This window comes from Pseudomonas sp. TMW22090 (assembly GCF_022496665.1).
GTDB classification, from domain to species: domain Bacteria; phylum Pseudomonadota; class Gammaproteobacteria; order Pseudomonadales; family Pseudomonadaceae; genus Aquipseudomonas; species Aquipseudomonas gregormendelii.
Map to the genome: position 1 here is coordinate 1288341 of NZ_SCFH01000001.1, position 20591 is coordinate 1308931.

Consider the following 20591-nt stretch of genomic DNA (forward strand, 5'->3'; position numbering starts at 1 on the left):
TCGTTTCTGGGGTTTGGGCTCCATCTGCTGTGTGCGTGCGAATTCTTGCGCTTGTTTGCACGGATCCTCCCCTCCTGCGCTCCCCCCAGACGCCCCCTCCAGCTCCCGTCAATTCAACGACCAAAGCCATCCCGCCGCAGCAAAAAAAGTTGAACCGCTTTTGTACGCGCTCGCCTAATGATCAGCTTGTGAACATTTGCACAGGCACTGTGCCAATACCGGCATACTCCGAGAGGTGGTCAACGTGGCTAAAGACGAGAAAAAAAGCAAAGGTGACGCTTCCAAAGCCAGCAAGGAATTGAAAGACAAAAAGTCATCACCGGCCAAGAAATCAGCGGCGGCCTCGGCGCTTTCGAAATCTTCCGACAAGAAAGACAAGAAAACAGAGGCCGAGCCGAAAAAATCTGCAAAAAAGGCTGATAGCAAGCCAGAGAAGGCCAAGAAAGCTGATAGCAAGCCAGAAAAGGCCAAGAAATCAGAAAAGTCAGACAAGCCGGCAAAAAAGAAAAAGTGACATCTGCTGTCAGCTAGGGCGTTACGCACTAGCCTCCTCAGGCCGGTGGTCACCCGGGGCTCAAGGAAGCCGCTTCACACGGGCTACGCGCTGACCGACACCAGATCATTGAACGCGACGACATCCAGCGGTCGACTCAGGTAATACCCCTGTCCTTCATCGCATGACACCGCCTTGAGCAGTTTAAGGTGCTCGGCAGTTTCGATGCCCTCCGCAGTGACCGTCAGCGACAGTGCGCGCCCCAAGCCAACGATCGCGCGGATAATGGCCTTGTCATCCTCACTTTCATCCAGCCGGTTCAAAAAGCTGCGGTCAATTTTGAGACCGTCGAACGGGAATGCCCGCAAGTAACTCAGCGAGGAATACCCGGTACCGAAATCGTCCATGGAAATCCGCACGCCGAGGCGCTTGAGCGTGCGCATCACTTCCAGTGCGCCAGAAGCATCTTCAAGCATCACACTTTCGGTAATTTCCAGTTCTACCCGACCCGGGTCTATACCGGAATCCTTGAGTGCCTTCTGAATGCGCTCCACCAGATTGCCGCGCTTGAACTCGGTAGACGACAGGTTGACTGATACGAACAAATGCTCCGGCCACAGGACCGCGCAATTGCAGGCAGTGTCGAGCACCCAGTTGCTCAGGGACAGGATCAACCCCGACTCCTCGGCAATGGGTATAAAGACATCCGGGGGTACCAGCCCACGCTCGGGATGCTGCCAGCGCACCAGCGCTTCCGCCCCCACCATCTGCCCGTCGGCGATACGGTAGCGCGGTTGAAAATGCAGTTTCAGTTCGCCGTGCCTGATCGCGAACCGCAGGTCGTTTTCCAGGCGCCTGCGCTCGATGATCCTGGTGTTCATTTCGCCTGCGTAAAAGCGCCAGGTATTGCGGCCTGCGGCCTTGGCCTCATACAGCGCGATATCGGCATAGCGCAGCAGTTCGGCCGCCTCGCATGCATCGTTTGGCGCCATGGCGATGCCGATGCTGGCACTGACGAACACCTCCTGATCGCCCACCACCACCGGCCCCTCGATGGATTCGATAAGGCGCTGACAGAGCGCTTCCACTTCCTCCTGGGAACTGACATCGGTGAGAATCAGCACGAACTCGTCACCGCCCACCCGAGCCACCAGGTCCCCGTTGCGTATGCAGTCTGCCAGGCGGCTCGATACTTCATTAAGCACACAGTCACCTGCCGCGTGCCCGAGCAAGTCATTCACCGGTTTGAATCGATCCAGGTCCAGGCTGAGCATCACCAGCGGTTGCTCCGCCGTCGGCACGGCCTTGAGCTTGCCGTCGAGGAACTCTTGCAGGCGTGTCCTGTTGGGTAACCCGGTCAAGGCGTCGTGCTGGGAAAGGAATTCGATACGGCGGCGGGCTTCGACCTCCTCGGTGACGTCCGTGGCCGTACCGCGAAAGCCCTTGCCCGCCATGTCCCGAGCAGACAGACGGGTGATACGCTGGCGCCCCTGGCTATCGGCGAAATAGCACAGGATGCTGATGTCCGGGCGGCGATTCGGGATGCTCAGCCACTGGGTCAGCGTCCCTAATTCCGTGCTGAGCAGGGCATTGATGGATTCACCGACCCAGGTGCTTCCAGAGAGACCGGTCACTGCATCAAAGCGATCCGACAAATAGGTGAAACACCCGCCCGTGTCTATTTCCCACACCCAATCCGAGCTGGCTTCAACCACGTCGCGAAACCGTGCTTCGCTGGTGGCGAGTGCATCCTGGCTGCTTTTGAGCGTGGCGAAACTGGCATCCAGCACCCGTGCACCGGCGGTGGTGCGCCGCAGGATGGCCCAGGTCATCAGGCACACCAGCAGCGCCGCCAGGCCGATCAATGGCAAGCCCACGCCCAGCAAACGCACGCCCGGGCTAGAAGGACGCCAGTGGAGGCTGCCCGCCGAACCGCCGCTGCCTAACGCCAAAACCGAAGTCGCGTCGTCCGGGGTCGCGACTCGTAGTTGATTGATGCCGAACTCTTCGCCCATCTTCGCCAGTTTGGCATCGGTAAAAACATCCACGAAGATCAACACCGACGGTGGCCTGCCATCAGGCACCACGGTCGGATCAGTGCCCGGCGTGATGGCTGCTGCCGCCACCAGGGCCGGCACTCCGGCAATATTGACGAATGTCGTCGTAGCCGTTTCCGTCTCAGCGCCCGCTCGGGCCTCGGCAAGAATTCCTGGCAAAGCCTGATGCAACCACTCGCTGGCGGCGACGGACTGCAGTTCACCTTCGATCACCGAGTAAACAGTGTGATCCACCGCATCAACGACAAACAAACCCTGGAAGCCGAAATCCGAATACAGGGTCGGCCCGACGTTTTGTCGCACGAAGGCCCAGTCGGGATCGACTTTGACATGCAAATGCCGGTAGGCATCGCCCCAGAAGGCGTAGTCCTTCACGGTTGTGCGCAGGGATTTTTCCAGCGATTGCACAGCCTTGCGGGTGTAGAAGGCACTTTCGACTTCTTCGTTCCGATCCAGGTCACGTGCCAGGTAAATGAGCGAGCAGCTGGCCAGGAAAAACACCCCCGCCAGCAAGCCGACAAACTTGAACAGCGAGCCACGGGCCAGCGCTACGCTTGAGCGGTTGGACGATGCACAGGTGACAGCAGGTAGTTCATTGGGCATAGGTTCACGCTATTCGTTGAGGCAACCGCGCCTTAAAGCAAGTTATCGGCCGCTGTCAAAAAATAGTGAGTGCCCGGGTCACGACCGCCCGTCACCGATGAGCGAGCAGCTCGCTACAAGGGCCGGGGTGTACGCGGGGTTTACAGGCTAAAACCGAAACGCCACCCCCGTGGTCACGTTGATCGCATCCCCCGGATAGAAATTCGCCGAGTCATTGCCCCTGGCGTCATACGCCGTATTCGCCGCCGTGGCATAACGCTCATTGGTCAGGTTGCGCGCGTCGAGAAATACCTCCCACTTCTTGCCTGGCGCCTCGTACCCCACCTTCGCCCCCCAGACCGTGTACGAGGGTGCGCTGAGGGTATTGGCGAAGTCGACGTAGTAACTGGAAGCGGCGCGGGCGTTGAGTTGGGCGTAGAAGCCGCTGTCCTGGCGATACTGCAGTTCGGCCTGATAGACCTGGCGGGGCAGGCTCGGCAGCTGGTTGTCGCCGAAGGTCGCGTCGTCGCGGTAGTGGAAGTCGTTGAAGGTGTAGGCCTGGCGCAGGGTGACCGAGTCGCCATTGCGCCCTTCCCACAGCAACGCATTGAGCCCGGCTTCGAGGCCCTGGTGAATGGTCTTGCTGCCGTTGGACGTCGCCACCAGTTGGTCCTGGGTGGCGCTCGCCTGGCGCACGACCACCGACAGCAGCTCTTTCTGGATCCACGAACGATAGACCGTCAGGCTGCCGTCGAAAATTCCGTGCCCGCCACGGATGCCGAATTCCACCGTGTTGCCTTTCTGTGGCCGCACGTCCCGGATGTAGGGAGTGCCGGTGCTGCCCAGCTGCCAGGTGACCGGCGGATCGATCGAGCGGCTGACGTTGCCAAACAGTTCGAATTCCGGGGTCAGCTGATAACGCAGGCCCAGGCGCGGGGCGATGTCGTGTTCGGTGTATTCGACGCCGTTGGGAAATTCGCTGGTATTGGTCCCGGTGGTGTATTCGATTTGCGCCTTGCGCTTGATATCGATAAACGAAAGGCCGCTGGAGAGCCAGGTGCGCTCACCCAATTGCAGCTCGTTGCCCAGGGAAAACACCGTGTCGCGCGAGCCGGTGTAGTTGGTTTCCTGCAGGCGTGTGCCACTGCCCCTGGCGTGGGATTTGACATCCGCCAGGTACGCGCGGGTACTGCTGAAGGTCAGGCTGCTGTCGCTGGGCAGACCGAGGAAGGTATCGCCGGTACGCAGGTAGCGCAGGGTCAGGCTGATGTCCTTTGAGCGCCAGTCCTGGGGCGTGGCGGAATAGCGCCAGCCGTTGTACAAGGGGTAGTTGTTATAGCCCAGGCCCACTTCCAGCCTGGCGTTGTCGTCGAAGGTGTAGGTGGTCTTGCTGCCCAGCAGGGTCGAGCCGTCCTTGCGCCGGCCGGTGGGCACGTTGTTGCTTTTGGGGTCGTGCTTGAGCTGGTACTTGGTCAGCGTGTTGCCCTGGGTCAGGGTCTCTTCGCGATAACGCACGAAGAAGCGGGTCTCCAGCTTGGGGTTGAATACATGGCCAAAGTTGGCAACGATGCCCTGCCCTTCGTTCGGCGTGTTGTCCTGATACCCGTCGCGCTCGTTGTGCAAAACACTCACGTAGTAATCGCTGTTGTCCACCACCCCGCCGGTGCTCAACTGCTGCTTGCGATAACCAAAACTGCCGGCTTCGAAGCGCGCGTAATTGCCCGGGTCGGTGCGCCCGGTCTTGCTGACGAAGTTGATCGCGCCCCCCAGGGACAAGGCCGAATACTTAAAGGCGTTGGCGCCGTACAGGACCTCGGTGTGATCCACCGAGGCCATGTCGAGCATGTCTTCCTGGGTGCCGCCAGGTCCGGTCAGCGGCAGGCCGTCGTAGAGGAATTTGATCCCCAGCACGTAGCCCTGATAGAAGGTGTTGAGCCCCGAGCCGCGGATCGAAATCTTGTTGGCGCCGGAGCCGCTGGTGGCCTGGGCGAAGACGCCGGGTTGCAGCGCCAACACGTCCTCGGCGTTGGCCGCCCGGCCGCGCTCGATCTCGCGGTTGTCCACCACCGCCGTTTGCCCGGCGACTTTTTTCAGCTCTCTTTGGGCTTTCTGCACTTCGCTGGCCTGGGCGCCGTTGACCACTACGGTCGCGAGCGTCGGATCAGTCGGCGCTGCAGCAACAGTGCCCTGGAACAACATGCAAACAATTCCCAGGCCGGACACCGCCGTTAACGAGTCCGAACGCCGAGCGCGTGTTTCAAATTTTTCCCGCATTGATGGATACCCCTGGCCTGTTAATGGGTTGGAGCATCTATTCGTATAGTCGCGCTCGCCGCTGGACTTTGCAGCCTTCGTGCCAGGGTAAAACGCAGCAAAAACAGGCCAATATGTGCATTCAACGAGACCGATCAGCACAGATTGTCCAAGCACTGTTGCGCCCCCGACAGTCAGGCCGGCACGGTATCCGCCTGCGCACTGAACTGGCGACTCCACAAGCGGAAATACTGCCCGCCCTGACTCAGCAATTCGTCGTGGCTGCCGTCCTCGATCACCCGGCCCTTGTCAAACACCAGGATGCGGTCCAGGTGCGCGACGGTCGACAGCCGATGCGCCACCACCAGCACCGTCTTGTCGCCCATGATTTCGTCCAGTTTGTCCTGGATAAAGCGCTCGGTAATCGAATCGAGGCTCGAGGTTGCTTCGTCCATCACCAGGATCGGCGCGTTCTTGAGCAGCACCCGGGCAATGGCGATGCGCTGGCGCTGGCCCCCGGACAACTTGACGCCCCGCTCGCCTACCAGCGACTCGTAACCGTCTTCCATGCTGTCGATGAATTCGCTGGCACCGGCGCGATGAATCGCCTCGGCCACCTCCTCCATCGAGGCATCCAGGCGCCCGTAATGAATGTTCTCGCGAATGCTGCGGTGGAACAGCCCGGGTTCCTGGGGAATCAGGCCGATTTGCTGGTGCAGGGAATGTTGCGTGGCGTCGCGCACATCGACGCCATCAATCAGCACCGCGCCCTGCTGAACATCGTAAAGACGCAGCAGCAGGTTGAGCAGCGTGGATTTGCCCGAGCCCGATGACCCCACCAGCCCCACCTTCTGCCCCGCCGGAATGAAAATATTCAGGCGCTGGAAGATCGGCTGGTCGGCACCGTAATTGAAGCCGACGTCGCGAAACTCGATATCCCCACGCTTGACCTGCAACGCCGTGGCACCGGGCCGGTCGATCACTTCATGGGGTCGAATCAGCGTGCGCACCCCATTGGCAATGTTGCCAGTGGCCTCGAAGAATTCGAGAAAGCGCCGGGACAGGTTGCCGACGTCGCTGATGATCAGCAGCGACAGGCTGGTGGACATGACAAACGCGGCGATGTCGATGCGCTGGTTGCGCCACAGGTACAGCGCCAGCAGCAACAACCCCAGCTTGAGCACCACGCCGCAACTGGTCTGGAACCAGCGAATCTTTTCCATGTAGCCCAGCGAGCGATAGGCCGCCGCCACTTCCTTGTCGAGAAACCGGCCCAGGTAGCCGTGCTCGAAAGCGTGGCGGGCAAACAGGCGAATGTTAGCCAGGTTGGACACCGCATCCACCACCTTGCCCGAGCTGGTGCTGCGCGCCGCGGAGTACTGTTGCGCCAGCGGATGGCTACGCCGGGCCAGCAGGTAGCACACGGCAATAAACAGCAGCGACCAGCCGGCCATGAACAGTGCCAGCAAGGGCGAGGCTGTCCACAACAGCACAGTGGCCAGGCTCAGGGTCACCAGCAACGGGATCAGATCGAACAGCAGGATGCTCAGGGTCTGGTTGACCCCCAGGGCGATTTCGGAAACCCGGTGCGCCAGGGCGCCGGCAAATTCGTTGCTGATGAAACGGTGCGAGTGCTTCTGCAAGTAGGCAAACACCACATGGGTGACTGTGCGCCGCTGCAACGGCAGGACGTGGATATGGCAACCGGCTGCGGCCCGAGTAAACAGCACTTCCAGCACCAGCAGTGCGCCGAACAGTGTCAGCGGCCACTGCAACACTTCGAAAGCGCGCTCGGCTTCCAGGCCATTGCTGACGGTGCGGGTAATCTGCCCCAACCCCCAGGGAATCAACAGGGTGCAGATCACCGCAGCGATCTGCAGCAGCAGGATCGCCACGTACCAGCCCTTGAAATTGCCGATGAAAAATCGCACGAAAGCCCCGGGCGTCGCAGGCAAGTGCTGTACGTTCCAGTGAAGTGTTCGGCGATCGGATGGGGGCAGCGATGAAAAGGACCAAGTCATGACCAAGGGCATTCCTGAATGACGCCTGTGGCCGCGCAGCTTTCAGGCAAAAATGGGCACACGCGGTGCCCGGTTCAATGGTGCGAGTCCAGCCCTACGCTTAAAACAGCCCCGAAGTCGGCGGTGGCGTGCCTTTCAATTGCCAGGCCCCAACGACCGCGGCTTTCCAGTGCCGCGGGTTGTGATTGGCCACGGTGCGCGCATTGCGCCAATGGCGGTCAAGGTTGTGCGCGCGGCCAGTGGTGGAAGCGCCGCCAACGTCGAACACCAGTTCTGCGGCCTTGAGCGCCGACTCGGCCGCGATGTATTGCGCCTGGGCGACGGCAATGGCCGCCTGGTCCACCGCCTGGGGATCGAGGTCGCCGGCCCATGCCCGATCGATCGCCTCGGCTGCGCGCAGCACCACCGCTTCGGCCGTGAACGCACGGGCCGAGATGTCGCCGACACTGAGCTCGACGTAAGGATCATCCACCGACCGCGAGGCGCTGCTGTGCTTGATCGGGCGCGCGTGATCGTTGGCAAAGGCCACGGCATCGTTCAGCGCATTGCGCGCGATGCCTGCCTGCACGGCGGCCAGGAACAATTGCAGGAACGGCGTGACGATCGTGCGCTTGCCCTCCTCCACGGTGCGGGTGCGGATTTCATCCGAGCGCACCAGCACATCATGCAGATGAGTGGTGCCGCTGGCTGTCAGGCGCTGGCCCATCGCGTCGAAGTCATCGAGCAGCTCCAGGCCCTTGCGGTCACGCGGCAGGATGAACGACACCGGCTGCTCGTTCTCATCCAGAGCGACGGCGCTGACCCAGTCGGCATACAACGAACCAGTGCTGTAGTACTTGCTGCCAGTGGCCCGATAGTGCTCGCCGTCGCGCACGATCCGCGCGCTGATTGAACCGTTGGCGCCACCGACTTCCCAACCGGCATTACCCACCACGGCGCCCTGCAGATAGCGCTCGAACCAGCGTTCGCGCTCGCCCTCCGCGCCCTGCGCACCAGACGCCAGCAAGCCCTCGATAAAGCCGAACCCGGGACGCAATGCCTGGGCGACATTGGAGTCGGCCGAAGCGATGCGCATCAGCAAGCCGATCACATCCTTGACCGAGCCTGCGGCGCCGCCAAAACGGGTCGGGATGCGCGTGGTGAACAGCCCCGCCTTGGCGATCTGCGCCACTGCCTCGTAAGGCAGTTGCCGCTCACGCTCGCGCTGCGCCGCACCGGCGGCAATCAGCGGCAGCAACACGTCCGCCCGGGCATTGAGTTCTTCCACCGAGGCAACCGGGGTCTTGGGTACGGCAGTCAACGTAGTCATGGCAATTCCTTGTTCAAGTCGAGCTTAAATGGCGATTTTCCAAAGCCGGGATTCATCGAACAGCCACCCCGGGTTTTCCGGTTCCAGTGGCGGCACGACCAGGGTCACGCCAGCGCCCGGCAGACGCGGCACCGCGCCGAGCAGTCGCTGGGTGTATTCATGCTGCGGGCTGTGAAAGAGCGTCTCGACCGAGGCGCTTTCCACGACCTTGCCGTGGCGCATCACCAGCACTTCATCGCTGACGTGCCGGATCACCCCAAGGTCGTGGGAGATAAACAGATACGCCAGGCCCAGGGAGGCTTGCAGATCTGCCAGCAGGTCGAGCACCTGGGCCTGGACCGACACATCAAGTGCCGAGACCGGTTCGTCGCAGATGATCACTTTCGGGTTACTCGCAATGGCCCGGGCAATGGCCACGCGCTGGCGCTGGCCGCCCGACAGCTGCAAGGGGCGACGCTCGGCCAGCTCCCTGGGCAGGCGCACCTGGGTCAGTAATTCTGCGATCCGTGCGGTGTGCTGCGCGGTGGCAATGCCGGCGACATCCAGCGCATCGGCGAGGATTTGCCCGACGCTCCAGCGCGGGTCGAACGAACTCAGCGGGTCCTGGTAGATCACGCTGATGTCCCGTCGGTGCGGGCGCCGCTGCCGTTCTTCGATTCGCTGCGTGCCGGCACCGGACCAGGGCTGGCCGAGAAATTGCACCTGGCCGGCATCCGGTTCCAGCAGGCCAAGGACGATGCGGGCCACGGTGGTCTTGCCGGAACCGGACTCGCCGACGATGCCCAGGGTGCGCCCGGCGCGCAGCTCGAAACTCACGCCATCGACCACCTGGCGCGACTGCTGGTCAGGCCCGACGTAACGTTTGCCCAACTGCGTGGCTTGCAACACCACGGGTGAGTCCGTGCCCGGCCGGGGTGGTGCGACCACGGCCGTGCGCTGCGGCGACAGCCGCGTGCCCCGCGCATGCTCGGCCGGCACCGCGTCGAGCAAGGTGCGGGTATAGGGATGGCGCGGGTGGCGCAGCACCTGGTCCATCGGCCCCTGCTCGACCACTTCGCCGTGGCGCAGCACCAGCACCTCATCGGCCAGCTGCGCGACCACGGCCAGGTCGTGGCTGATGATCAGCAATGAGTCGCCGCGCGCCTTGATCTCCTGCAGCACTTGCAGAATCTGCGCCTGCACCGTGGCATCCAGCGCCGTGGTCGGCTCGTCGGCGATCACCAGGCCAGGGCTCAGGGCCAGCGCACTGGCGATCAGGGCGCGCTGACGCAGGCCGCCGGACAACTGATCCGGTCGCTGGCGGGCACGCAGCTGCGGTTCGGGCACACCGACTTTTTCCAGCAGTTCGATCACCCGCCCGGCGCGGCTGCGACGGTCACCCCAGTTGTGCGTCTTGAGCACCTCGAGAATTTCCTTGCCCACCGGGCGCAGTGGGTCCAGCGACACCAGCGCGTCCTGCAGGACAAAACCGATGCCTTTGCCGCGCAAGTCGCGCCAGCCGCGTTCGGACAACCCGAGCAGATCCTGCCCGCCGTAACTCAGGGTCCGTGCGCTCACTCGCGCACCGGCTCCCGCCAGGCCGATCAGGCTGCGGGCGGTGACGCTTTTGCCGGAGCCGGACTCACCCACCAGGGCCAGGGTCTTGCCCGGGGCCAACGTGAACGACAGATCCCGCACCACCGACTGGCCGGCAAACTCGATGGACAGGCCCTCGACGATCAGATGTTTGTCACTCATGTCAGACGGCCCTCCAGGCGTTGTTGCAGGTAACGGCCAGCGACCGTGGTCGACAGCGTGGTCAGCACGATGAACAGCCCGGGGAAGAACGTCAGCCACCAGGCATTGGCAATGAAATCGCGGCCCATCGACAGCATCGTCCCCCACTCCGGCGCCGGTGGCCGGGCGCCAAGGCCGAGGAAGCTCAAGGCGGACGCCCAGACGATGGCCTGGCCGACGCCCATGGTCAGCGTGACGATCAACGGGCGCATGGCGTTGGGCAGCAGCTGGCGCGTGATGATTCGCAGGGGTGGATGGCCAAGGGCTTTGGCCGCCTCGATGTACCCGGCATTGCGCACCGCCAGCACCTGGCCGCGGACCATTCGCGCATAGCCAGGCGCCCCGCCCAACCCGGTGGCCACGATCAGCGGGCCAATGCCGCTGCCGAACACCGCCACAAACAGCAGCGCAAGGATCAGGCTGGGGAACGCAAAGAGAATTTCCAGCAACCAGCCGACGCCGCGATCCAGGTAAGCGCCCCCCAGGCCGCCGAGCAGACCGAGGACGATGGCAATGCTCATCGCCAGGGCGGTGGCGGCCAGGCCAATGAACAGCGACTGCCGGGTGCCGTGGATCACCCGGGAAAAGATGTCGCGCCCGGATTGATCGGTGCCGAACCAGTGCGCCCAGCCGGGCGGATGGAAGGCATCGTGCGGCACGATCGCCAACGGATCGCTGTGGGCGAACCACTGCGGCAACAGTGCCGCGATAATCAGGAAAGCGAGAAAGCTGAAAGCCAGTAACGGCCCAAGGCGCCACTTGCCTGCACTACGCTGCACCCGAGTGCCGGGCAGCGGTGCTTCGAGGGTGAGTTCACTCATGCCGACTGCTCCTGTTGGCGCGGGTCGACCCACAGGTACAGCAGGTCGACGAGGATGTTGGCCAGGACGTATCCGGCGGCGACCACCAGGCTGATGCCGATGGTCAGCGGCAGGTCCTGAGCCTGCACTGCCTGGTACAACTGGCGACCAAGGCCCTTGCGGGAAAAGATCACCTCGATGACCACCGCGCCGCTGATCAGGGCGCCAATGGCCCAGCCCGACAACGAGATGCCGGGCAGCACCGCGTGGCGCAATGCGTGCCTGAAACGCACTGCCGTGTCGCTCAGGCCGCGGGTGCGGGCGGTAAGCACGAAGGGTTGATCCAGGGTCATTTCCAGCGACTCGCGGGTAACCTGGGCGATAAATCCGGCCAGCGGAATGGCCAGCGCCACCGACGGCAACACCAGCGTGCGCCAGCCATCGCTGCCGGCTGGCGGGAACAGGCGCAGGCCGAAGGCGAACACCGCCAGCAACAGGATCCCCAGCCAGAAATGCGGCAGCGCCGCCGACAGCGTTTCGGCCAGGGAAGCCAGGCTCGACACCCAGCGCCGGCGTCCCGCCGTCAGCACGGTGAGTGCCAGCACCAACACCCAGGCCAGCAACAGCGAAGTGATGGTCAGTTCCAGCGTCGGCCATGACTGCTCGGCGAGCACCCGGGTGACTGGCAAATGCTGGGAATAGGACACGCCCAGGTCGCCCTGGACCAACCGCCCCAGGTACAGCACGTATTGCACCGCCAGGGGCTTGTCCAGGCCATACTCGCGCTTGGCTTCGGCAATGGTTTCTGCGGTTGGATTGCCACTCGGCCCGCCCAGGATCGCCAGCACCGGGTCCCCCGGCATCAGGCGCAGGGCGAAAAACGTCAGCGTGGCGACCGCCCACAGCACCAGCACGCCTCCCAGCAGGCGCCACAGAGCACGCCGACCCAGGCGAACCAGGCGCTCGCGGCGCGGGTTGGGCCGTTCAGTGGCCAGGGTTTCACTCGTCATTTGTTCACCCATGCGTCATAGAGGTAGGTCACTGCCAGGGAAGGCTCCAGGCGCACGCCCTGGGTGGTCTTGTAGATGCCCAGGCGCGAGCTCTGCGGGTAGGTGGTCAGTTGCAGGTACTGACTGGAAGCCAGCTGCTGTGCCTGGTAATACAACGCCCGGCGCTGTTCGGCGTCCTGGGTGGTCAAGGCGCCCTGCACCAGGCCTTCGAACACCGGATCGGTGTAGCCGGCGGTGTTCTGGTGATAGCCACCGACGCCGGCCGGGCTGATGAAATCGGCGCCGAAGATGATCCGCAGCACGTCGGCGGTGTTGGTGTTCCAGTAGCCCAGACGGATGTCGTAATCCCAGTCAGCCTGGCGCTTGGTGCTCTGCACGTCGCTCATTTGCTCGACGATCAGCTCGAAGCCGGCCAGGCGCGTGGTTGCTTGCACCTGCTCCCACAGGGTGTATTCCGAGGGCGGCGTGCGGTTGCCCATGATCACGCGCACCTGCAAGCGCTTGCCGTCACGGGTGCGATAGCCCTCGGCATCGCGCGTGGTCCAGCCGGCTTCGTCCAGCAGCCGTGCGGCCCTGGCCGGTTGGTAATCCTGGGCATGCTGGAAGTCCGGGCTGTAGAAACGCGTGGCCGAACTGAGCGGGCCCCCTGCCCGGGGAAACTCATTGAAGTAAACGCTCTTCAACGCCCCCTCGACATCGGCACTGCGCACAAACGCCTCGCGTACTTTCAGGTCATTGAACGGCGCGCGGGTGATGTTCAGCGTGCCATTGGTGGGGTTGCCCGGACGCTGGGCGATGATCAGCGCCAGGTCCGGATTGCGCCGGGCGGCTTCATGGGATTCGGGCGGCAGCGCCTCGATCACATCCACCTCGCCGGCTTGCAGCGAAGCAAAACGCACCGACGGCTCCTGAATGAATTTCCACACGATACGCTCGAGCCACGCCGGGCCCTGGTGCTTGGCGGTGGGCGGCGCCCAGTTGTAATCGGCATTGCGTACCAGCTCGACCTGGCTCTGGCGGTCCCAGCGCACCACCTTGAACGGCCCGCTGCCCACCGGGCTTTCGCAGTTCACATCACGCGGCCGCGCCAGTGCCGTGGGCGACTGGATACCGAGAAACCCTTGGGCCAGCACCTCCAGGAATGCAGCATAGGGTGTGGCGAGGTGCACGACCGCGGTGTGCGCATCCACCACGTCGGTGCTGCGGTACTGGCGGATGTAGCCGCCCGCAGTACTGGACTGGGTCTTCGGGTTGGCCATGTGATCGAGGTTGGCCTTGACCGCTGTCGCATCGAACGGTGTGCCGTCGGTGAAGCGCACGTCATCGCGCAGGTGGAAGGTGTACGCCAGGCCATCGGCGGAGACCTCCCAGCGCTTGGCCAGCCAGGGCCCGATGCGGCCTTCTTCATCCATCGACACCAGGGAGTCGAGGTACTGCTGCGCGACGAACACTTGCGGCATGTCCCCGCCCACATGGGGATCAAGGCAGGTGGGTTCGCGGTCAGTGGCGTACACCAGGGTCCCGCCGCTGACCGGCTGATCGCTGCGGGCAACAGCGGATTGATCCTGGTCGCAACCGATCAACAGGCCGCACATCGCAGCGAATCCAAGGAGGGGCAAATGCTTGAGCGACAAGCTGGATCGGCGGTCGTAAGGTCGCAAATAAGGGGCAAGTAATCGCATGGGTCCTGATGCCTATAGTCCGGGAACAGGGCTATTGCACAAGGCATGCCGGGTTTTTTCGGCAGTAAACAGGGGGTTTCCGGCGCGAATCGGGCCTCTGAGCAAGGCCAGAAAGAACAATGTGCCCAGCAGCTGTTGATGGGCCAACAGTTGCTGTCAGTAATGCAGGAGTGAGCCTGCTCGCGATGCGGCGTGCCAGTCGACAACAATGGCGGATGCCAGCCCGCCTTCGCAGGCAAGCCAGCTCCCACAGTCTGGATCCTGGTACATCTGAAAGTGCCGGACCCTCGGCTCAAATCGCCAGTTGCAGATAGAACGCCACAGGCGCGCGTTCGGCTTCCAGGGTCGGGATCGCGTCGATCAGTGCCCGGGTGTAGGCATGTGCGGGGCGGTCGAACACGGTGCGCACCGAGCCGGACTCGACCACCACGCCGTCCTTCATCACCAGCACCCGCTCGCTGACGTGATTGATCACCCCCAAGTCATGGGAGATGAACAGGCAGGCCAGTCCCAGGCGCCGCTTGAGGTCGTCGAGCAGCTCGAGAATCTGCGCCTGCACCGACACGTCCAGCGCCGACACCGGTTCATCGCAGATCAGAATCTGCGGTTGCGACGCCAGCGCCCGGGCGATTGCGATGCGCTGGCGCTGTCCGCCGGACAGCTCAATCGGCCGACGCGCCAACAGGCTGGCATCGAGGCGAACCAGATCGAGCAACTCCACGGCCCGCTTGCGCCAGTCCCGGCGCGGCAAGCCCGCCACGGCCAGCGCCTCGAACAATACGCGCTGCACGGTGTAACGTGGATCGAAGGAGTTCAGCGGGTCCTGGAACACCACCTGTACCGCACGCCGCGCCTGGCGCTTTTGCCTGGCATCGAGTGCCGCCCAGCGCTGCCCGTTGATCCAGACATCGCCCGCGTCGGCGCTTTCCAGCCCGAGGATCAGGCGGGTCAAGGTCGTCTTGCCCGAACCCGACTCCCCGACGATGCCCAGGGTCTCGCCGCGACGCAGCTGCAACGACACCTGGTCCAGCACCGTACGCCGACGCTGGTCCGGGCCAATAAAGGATTTGCTCAGGCCGCGAGCTTCAAGCAACACCTCGCCCTGGGGTTCAAGCTCGGGCTCCACCACCGCGAGCAACCTGCGCGCCGGCTGGAAGTGCACCGCCCTGGCGGCCCGCAGCAGGGACTGGGTGTACCCATGCTGCGGATCCTGCAGCACCTGCTCGGCAGTCCCCTGCTCGACGATGACTCCATGGCGCATCACCGCCACCCGATCCGCCAGGCGCGAGACCACGGAAAGGTCGTGACTGACCATCAACAGCGCGTTGTCCGCGCCGCGCAGGCTTTCCAGCAGGGCGATAACCTGGGCCTGCACCGTGGCGTCCAGGGCCGTGGTGGGCTCGTCGGCAATGATCAGCCGTGGATTGCAGGCGATGGCCGAGGCAATCAACGCCCTTTGCCGCAAGCCGCCGGACAACTGCCACGGGTATTGGCGGGCGCGCAGCTCCGGTTCGGGTACGCCGACATCGCGCAGCAGCTCCAGCACTCGCAGCCGGCGCGCTTCGAGACCCAATGCCGTGTGCAGCTGCAGCGGCTCTTCGATCTCGGCACCCACCCGACGCAACGGGTCCAGTGCACCCAGCGCGTCCTGCATGACAAAGCCGATACTCGCCCCGCGCAAGCGCTGCCAGTCGCGCTCATGCAGCTGCCGCAGGTCGATGCCCTGGAACGCCAGTTTGGCAGCATGTACCTGCGCGCCCCGGCCGGTGAGCCCGGCCAGGGTCCGCGCGGTCACGCTTTTGCCCGAGCCCGATTCGCCCACCAACGCCAGGCATTCACCACGATGCAATTGCAGGCTCACGCCATGCAGCACCGGTTGCGCCTGGCCGAATCGTACGGTCAGGTCGCGGATATCAACCAACGGGCCGAGGGTCTGGATGTTTGCATTCATAGCGGTTTTCCTTCGCTGCGACGCAGCAGTTCGCGGCCGATGGTACTGATGGAGACGACGGTGAGGGTGATGATCAATGCCGGCCAGGCCACCAGCCACGGCGCATTCGCCAGGAAGCTGCGACCGATCGCCATCATCGCGCCCCACTCCGGCGCGGGCGGCGGCGCGCCGAAGCCGAGGAAGCTCAGGGCGGCTCCGGCGGTAATGGTCCCGCCAATGCCAATGGTGGCGAGGATCAGCACCGGCTTGAACGCATTCGGCAGCACATGCCGCAGCACCACCGCCAGCTGCGACTGGCCGAGGGTCACCGCCGCTTCGACATAACCGGCATGGCGCACATTGAGCGTCTGCGCGCGCACCAGCCGGGCATAACGGGGCACCCCGGCAATGCCCACCGCGAGGATCAGGTTGGCCGTGCCCTGGCCGAAAAACGTGATGATCACCAGGGCCAGCAACAGGTCCGGAAACGCCAGCAGCACATCAATGCCGCGCATCAGCGCCGCGTCCAGCCAGCGCGGCCCAAGCCCCGACGCCAAGCCCAGTACCGCGCCCCAGGCCAGGCCCAGCGCGGTGGCGGCCAGGCCCATGAACAACGACGAGCGCACCCCGTGAATCAACCGGCTGAGGACATCCCGGCCATTTTCATCGGTGCCCAGCCAATGCAGCTCGCTGGGTGGCTGAAACGCCAGGCGGGCCGACGCGTCCAGCGGGTCGAACGGCGCCAGCGCCCCCGGAATCGCCGCCGCCAGGAGCAACAGCAGCACGAACAGCCCGGCCAGCCACAGACCCGGGCGCACCTGGCCGAGCCTGGCCAGGCGCAGCGGCCGATAACCACCCTCGCCCGCTGCCGGTCCCACAATCACCGTCGCAAGTGTCTGCGCCATTCACCTTTCCTTTTGTCGAGCCAAGTCAATCTGCGTGCGCCTCGGGTCACGGCGCGGGATTGGGAATTCGCTGGTGGATCGCCTGGACCTGCGCCCGCACCTCGTCACTGAGCGTGACGTCCAGCGCGCCGAGGTTGTCGCGCAACTGCGCCAGGCTGGTTTGCCCGGTCAAGGCACTGGCCACGAACGGCTTGTCGATGACATAGGCCAGCGCCAGTTGCGCAGCGCTCAGGTTGTGCTGTCTGGCGATCTGCACATAACCGGCGATGGCTTCCTGCGCCGAGGCACTGTCATACCGGTTGAAGGTGCGATACACCGAAGACAGCCGCGAACCTTCGGGACGTGCGCCCCCCAGGTACTTGCCGGTGAGCGCACCAAACGCCAGGGGCGAGTACGCCAGCAGGCCGACGCCCTCGCGATGACTGAACTCCGACAGGCCGCCCTCGTACAGGCGATTAAGCAGGCTGTAGGGGTTCTGCACGCTGACAATGCGCGGCAGCCCCAGGCGCTCGCTGTGCTTGAGAAATTCGGCCACGCCCCAGGGCGTTTCGTTGGACACGCCAATGTGCCGCACCTTGCCAGCCTTGACCTGCTCGGCCAGCACCGTGAGGGTTTCCTCGATGGCGACGCTCTCGGCATCGTCCTGGTAAGGGTATTCACGCTGGCCGAAAAAGTTGGTCTTGCGATCGGGCCAGTGCAGCTGATACAGGTCCAGGTAGTCGGTGTGCAGGCGCTTGAGACTGCCGTCCAGGGCCTCGACGATGTTGCGCCGATCATGCCGGCTGAGGCCATCGCGAATATGGTTCTGCCCTGCCGGATCCCGCGCGGGACCGGCGATTTTACTCGCCAGCACCACGTCGCCGCGCCGGCCACTGCTGGCCAGCCAGCTGCCGATGTAGCGCTCGGTAGTGCGCCAGGTTTCGGCCTGGGTCGGCGTCGGATACATCTCGGCGGTGTCGATGAAATTGATGCCTTCAGCCAGGGCCAGCTCGATCTGCTGGTGGGCATCGCTTTCGCTGTTCTGGTGGCCCCAGGTCATGGTGCCCAGGCCCAGCACGCTGACTTGCAGATCACTGTTGCCTAATTGACGGTAACGCATGGTTCATCCTTTTGTTTAAACAGAGAAACGCCCAGGCTCAGGCCCGCAGCGCGTATTGATTACCGGGAAACGGCAAGCCAAGGTGCTCGCGCAAGGTGCTGCCGGTGTATTCGTGACGAAACAGGCCGCGCTTTTGCAGCAGCGGCACCACCTCGTCGACGAAGATCTCGACGCCGGAGGGGAACATGTCCGGCATGATGTTGAAGCCGTCTGCGGCGTGCGCCAGGTACCAGTGCGACAAGGTCTCGGCGACCTGCTCGGGGGTGCCCACCAGCAACCGATGGCCCACCAGGATGCGCCGCGACAATTGGCGAATGCTCAGGTTTTCCCGCCGCGCCAGGTTCAACTGTGCCTCGAGAAACCCCTGGGAGCCGCGCTCGAAATCCGCCACCGCGCCAATGCGCTCCCACGGCAGCGGCGCGTCCGGATCCAGTTCGCTGGCGGCAATGCCGACCCGCCCCGCCACCTGCTCCAGCAAGCCGTGTTCGCCGTGCCAGGCATTGAGCTCATCAAATCGCGCATGGGCCTCGGCCTCGGTACTGCCGATCACCGTCGACAGGCCCGGCATGATCTTCAGGTGCTGCGGGTTGCGTCCCCAGCCGAGGGCGCGTTCTTTCATTTCCTGATAGAAAAACTGCCCGTCTTCGAGGGTCGTCTGGGTGGTGAAAATCGCATCGGCGTAACGCGAGCCCAGGGCCTTGCCACCCTCGGACGACCCGGCCTGCACCAGCACCGGCCGGCCTTGGGGCGAGCGCGGGACGTTCAAGGGGCCCTTGACGCTGAAGTGCTTGCCCACAAAATCGATGGTGTGGACTTTTGCCGGGTCGGCAAAACGCCCGGAGCGCGCATCGCCGATGATTGCGTCGTCTTCCCAGCTGTCCCACAGCTTCACCGTGACGTCGATGAATTCGTCGGCGCGGGCGTAGCGATCCACGTGCAAGGGCGCGCCGGCGAGACCGAAGTTCTGCGCGGCGGCGTCACCGGCATTGGTCACCACATTCCAGGCCGCGCGCCCACCGCTGATATGGTCCAGCGAAGCGAAGCGCCGGGCGATGTTGAACGGGTCGTTGTAGGTGCTGGACGCAGTGGCGATCACCCCGATGCGCTGGGTGGCGAGTGCCACGGCGGTCAGCAACACCGTGGGTTCCAGGCGCCCGGCGGGCTGGCTGGCGACATCGCCACCCAGCGCCGGACCGTCGGCCAGGAAGATCGCATCCAGGCACCCGCGCTCGGAGATCCGCGCGATGTTGCGGTAGTACTCCACGTCCAGATACGCCGTGGCGGGCACTTCGGCCGCACGCCAGGCGCCCGAGTGCGCGCCGAAGCCGAGGATGTTCATGCCCAGGCTCATCTGTCCTTCACGGGTATTGCTCGATACTTTGCTCATACGGCACTCGCTTCGTCACGGGCGCCGCCGGCCTGCTGCGCGGCATCGGCTGCCTGCAGCTGGCGCCAGGCGGCGTTGGGGCTGATGTGGTTGAGGTAGTAGTTACCCAGCGCACGCTCGCGCAGGATCGCCGGGTTATGGGAGGCCAGCGTGCGGGCATTGCGCCAATGCCGATCAAGGCGTCGCGACTCGCTAGTGGCGGAGGCCCCGCCCACTTCAAACAGCAAAGTAGTGGCCTCCAGCACTTGTTCGAGCACGATCTGCTGCGCCTGATAAGCGCGAATTTCCGCCTCGGTGTAATGCTGTTCACTGGCATACCCGCCCTGCTCGGCGTCATGCACCTCCTGCAGCACCTGCGCCACCGCCAGCACCTGGGTACGGGCGGCATAGGCCAGGCTGGACAAACGTCCGATCACCCGTTGCACCAGCGGATCGTCCTTGGGGCTGGACTGCCCCGGGATGCCAAAGGCGCGGGTGCGGCCCTGGACGAACCCGGTGGCGTCACGCAGCACCGCATTGGCGATGCCGGCCAGCGTGGCGAGGTGGAACAGCTGATAGAAAGCGGTCAGGTACGATTCGGCGCGTAGTTCGTCTTTTTTGAAACGACGGACGATGTGCGCGGCCGGCACCTTCACCCCGTGGAAGCGCGTAGTGCCACTGCCCGTCAGGCGCTGGCCGAAACCGTCCCAGTCGTCCTCGACCGTCACTCCCGGCGCATCGGTGGGCACCGCCACGCTGACAAAATCATCGCCGTCCAGGGCCACCGCCGCAATCCAGTTCGCGTACAGCGTGCCGGTGCAATAGTACTTCTCGCCATCGAGCAGCCAGCCCGCCTGGTCATTGCCCGGCTCTACGGCGCTCAGGGTCACCGAGTTGCGCGTGGTGTCGCTGCGCTCGGCCATGGCCGCGCCCCACAGTTGCCCATCGACCACCTTGGCGAACCAGTAGTCCTGGGAATCGCGATCGCGGCTGGACAACCGGCCCTCCACGAACCCGAAATGCGCCCGCACGATTTGCGGCAGGTTCGAGTCGGCTTCACCCAGGTCGATCAACAGGCCAAACAACTGCGGCAGGCTGGCCCCCAGGCCGCCCTGCGCCACCGGCACGCGCAATGCGCCAAACCCCGCTGCGCGCAGCCAGCCTACCGCCTCATGGGCCAGCTCGCGCTGCTGTTCGCGCACAACGGCAGTCTCGACAATGCGCGCAAACACGTCGGCAAAACGCTGGCGCAACAGGGCGTCGGTTACTTCAGGAGAAATCGGGGCATTCATGGTTTTTCCTTTTTCA

Annotated in this window: 14 protein-coding genes; 1 reads left to right on the forward strand and 13 read right to left on the reverse strand. The window is 63.9% G+C overall.

Annotation, left to right across the window (positions count from 1 at the left end; translation table 11 throughout):
• Positions 1 to 235: 235 nt before the first annotated feature.
• Positions 236 to 514 (forward strand): hypothetical protein, encoded by a 279-nt coding sequence (locus EQV97_RS05890; protein WP_163019433.1) that lies wholly within the window; start codon positions 236 to 238, stop codon positions 512 to 514.
• An 83-nt stretch (positions 515 to 597) separates the two neighbouring features.
• On the opposite strand, the gene EQV97_RS05895 is transcribed toward EQV97_RS05890, so the two are convergent.
• From EQV97_RS05895 to EQV97_RS05955, 13 genes are all read right to left on the reverse strand, one after another.
• Positions 598 to 3153 carry an EAL domain-containing protein gene (locus tag EQV97_RS05895; protein WP_240888634.1) on the reverse strand — a complete coding sequence of 852 codons (2556 nt, stop codon included), beginning with the start codon at positions 3151 to 3153 and terminating at the stop codon, positions 598 to 600.
• A gap of 147 nt (positions 3154 to 3300) precedes the next feature.
• Entirely contained in the window at positions 3301 to 5406 is a 2106-nt protein-coding gene (locus EQV97_RS05900; protein ID WP_122839536.1) for a TonB-dependent receptor, read from the reverse strand.
• A gap of 173 nt (positions 5407 to 5579) precedes the next feature.
• Positions 5580 to 7406 carry an ABC transporter ATP-binding protein gene (locus EQV97_RS05905; protein WP_240888635.1) on the reverse strand — a complete coding sequence of 609 codons (1827 nt, stop codon included), beginning with the start codon at positions 7404 to 7406 and terminating at the stop codon, positions 5580 to 5582.
• 100 nt (positions 7407 to 7506) lie between these two features.
• Positions 7507 to 8715, reverse strand: coding sequence for an acyl-CoA dehydrogenase family protein (locus EQV97_RS05910; protein WP_240888636.1), 1209 nt, complete (start codon positions 8713 to 8715; stop codon positions 7507 to 7509).
• Between the two features lie 24 nt (positions 8716 to 8739).
• On the reverse strand, positions 8740 to 10452 hold the full coding sequence (locus tag EQV97_RS05915) for an ABC transporter ATP-binding protein (RefSeq protein ID WP_122839533.1): 1713 nt from the start codon (positions 10450 to 10452) through the stop codon (positions 8740 to 8742).
• Positions 10449 to 11312 (reverse strand): ABC transporter permease, encoded by an 864-nt coding sequence (locus EQV97_RS05920; protein ID WP_240888637.1) that lies wholly within the window; start codon positions 11310 to 11312, stop codon positions 10449 to 10451. The genes EQV97_RS05915 and EQV97_RS05920 overlap by 4 nt, the downstream gene beginning before the upstream one ends.
• A complete protein-coding gene (locus tag EQV97_RS05925; protein WP_225568511.1) occupies positions 11309 to 12301 on the reverse strand; it encodes an ABC transporter permease in 993 nt (330 codons plus the stop codon). Before EQV97_RS05925 ends, EQV97_RS05920 begins: the two co-directional genes overlap by 4 nt.
• The gene (locus tag EQV97_RS05930) at positions 12298 to 13896 is read right to left on the reverse strand and encodes an ABC transporter substrate-binding protein (protein ID WP_240888638.1); all 1599 of its coding nucleotides are present in this window, start codon (positions 13894 to 13896) and stop codon (positions 12298 to 12300) included. The genes EQV97_RS05925 and EQV97_RS05930 overlap by 4 nt, the downstream gene beginning before the upstream one ends.
• Positions 13897 to 14275: 379 nt before the next feature.
• On the reverse strand, positions 14276 to 15934 hold the full coding sequence (locus EQV97_RS05935; protein ID WP_240888639.1) for an ABC transporter ATP-binding protein: 1659 nt from the start codon (positions 15932 to 15934) through the stop codon (positions 14276 to 14278).
• On the reverse strand, positions 15931 to 16818 hold the full coding sequence (locus tag EQV97_RS05940) for an ABC transporter permease (RefSeq protein WP_240888640.1): 888 nt from the start codon (positions 16816 to 16818) through the stop codon (positions 15931 to 15933). The genes EQV97_RS05935 and EQV97_RS05940 overlap by 4 nt, the downstream gene beginning before the upstream one ends.
• A gap of 46 nt (positions 16819 to 16864) precedes the next feature.
• Positions 16865 to 17917 carry an NADP(H)-dependent aldo-keto reductase gene (locus EQV97_RS05945; RefSeq protein WP_240888641.1) on the reverse strand — a complete coding sequence of 351 codons (1053 nt, stop codon included), beginning with the start codon at positions 17915 to 17917 and terminating at the stop codon, positions 16865 to 16867.
• Positions 17918 to 17954: 37 nt separating this feature from the next.
• Positions 17955 to 19304, reverse strand: coding sequence for an LLM class flavin-dependent oxidoreductase (locus tag EQV97_RS05950; RefSeq protein WP_122839527.1), 1350 nt, complete (start codon positions 19302 to 19304; stop codon positions 17955 to 17957).
• Positions 19301 to 20575, reverse strand: coding sequence for an acyl-CoA dehydrogenase family protein (locus EQV97_RS05955; RefSeq protein WP_240888642.1), 1275 nt, complete (start codon positions 20573 to 20575; stop codon positions 19301 to 19303). Before EQV97_RS05955 ends, EQV97_RS05950 begins: the two co-directional genes overlap by 4 nt.
• Positions 20576 to 20591: the final 16 nt, after the last annotated feature.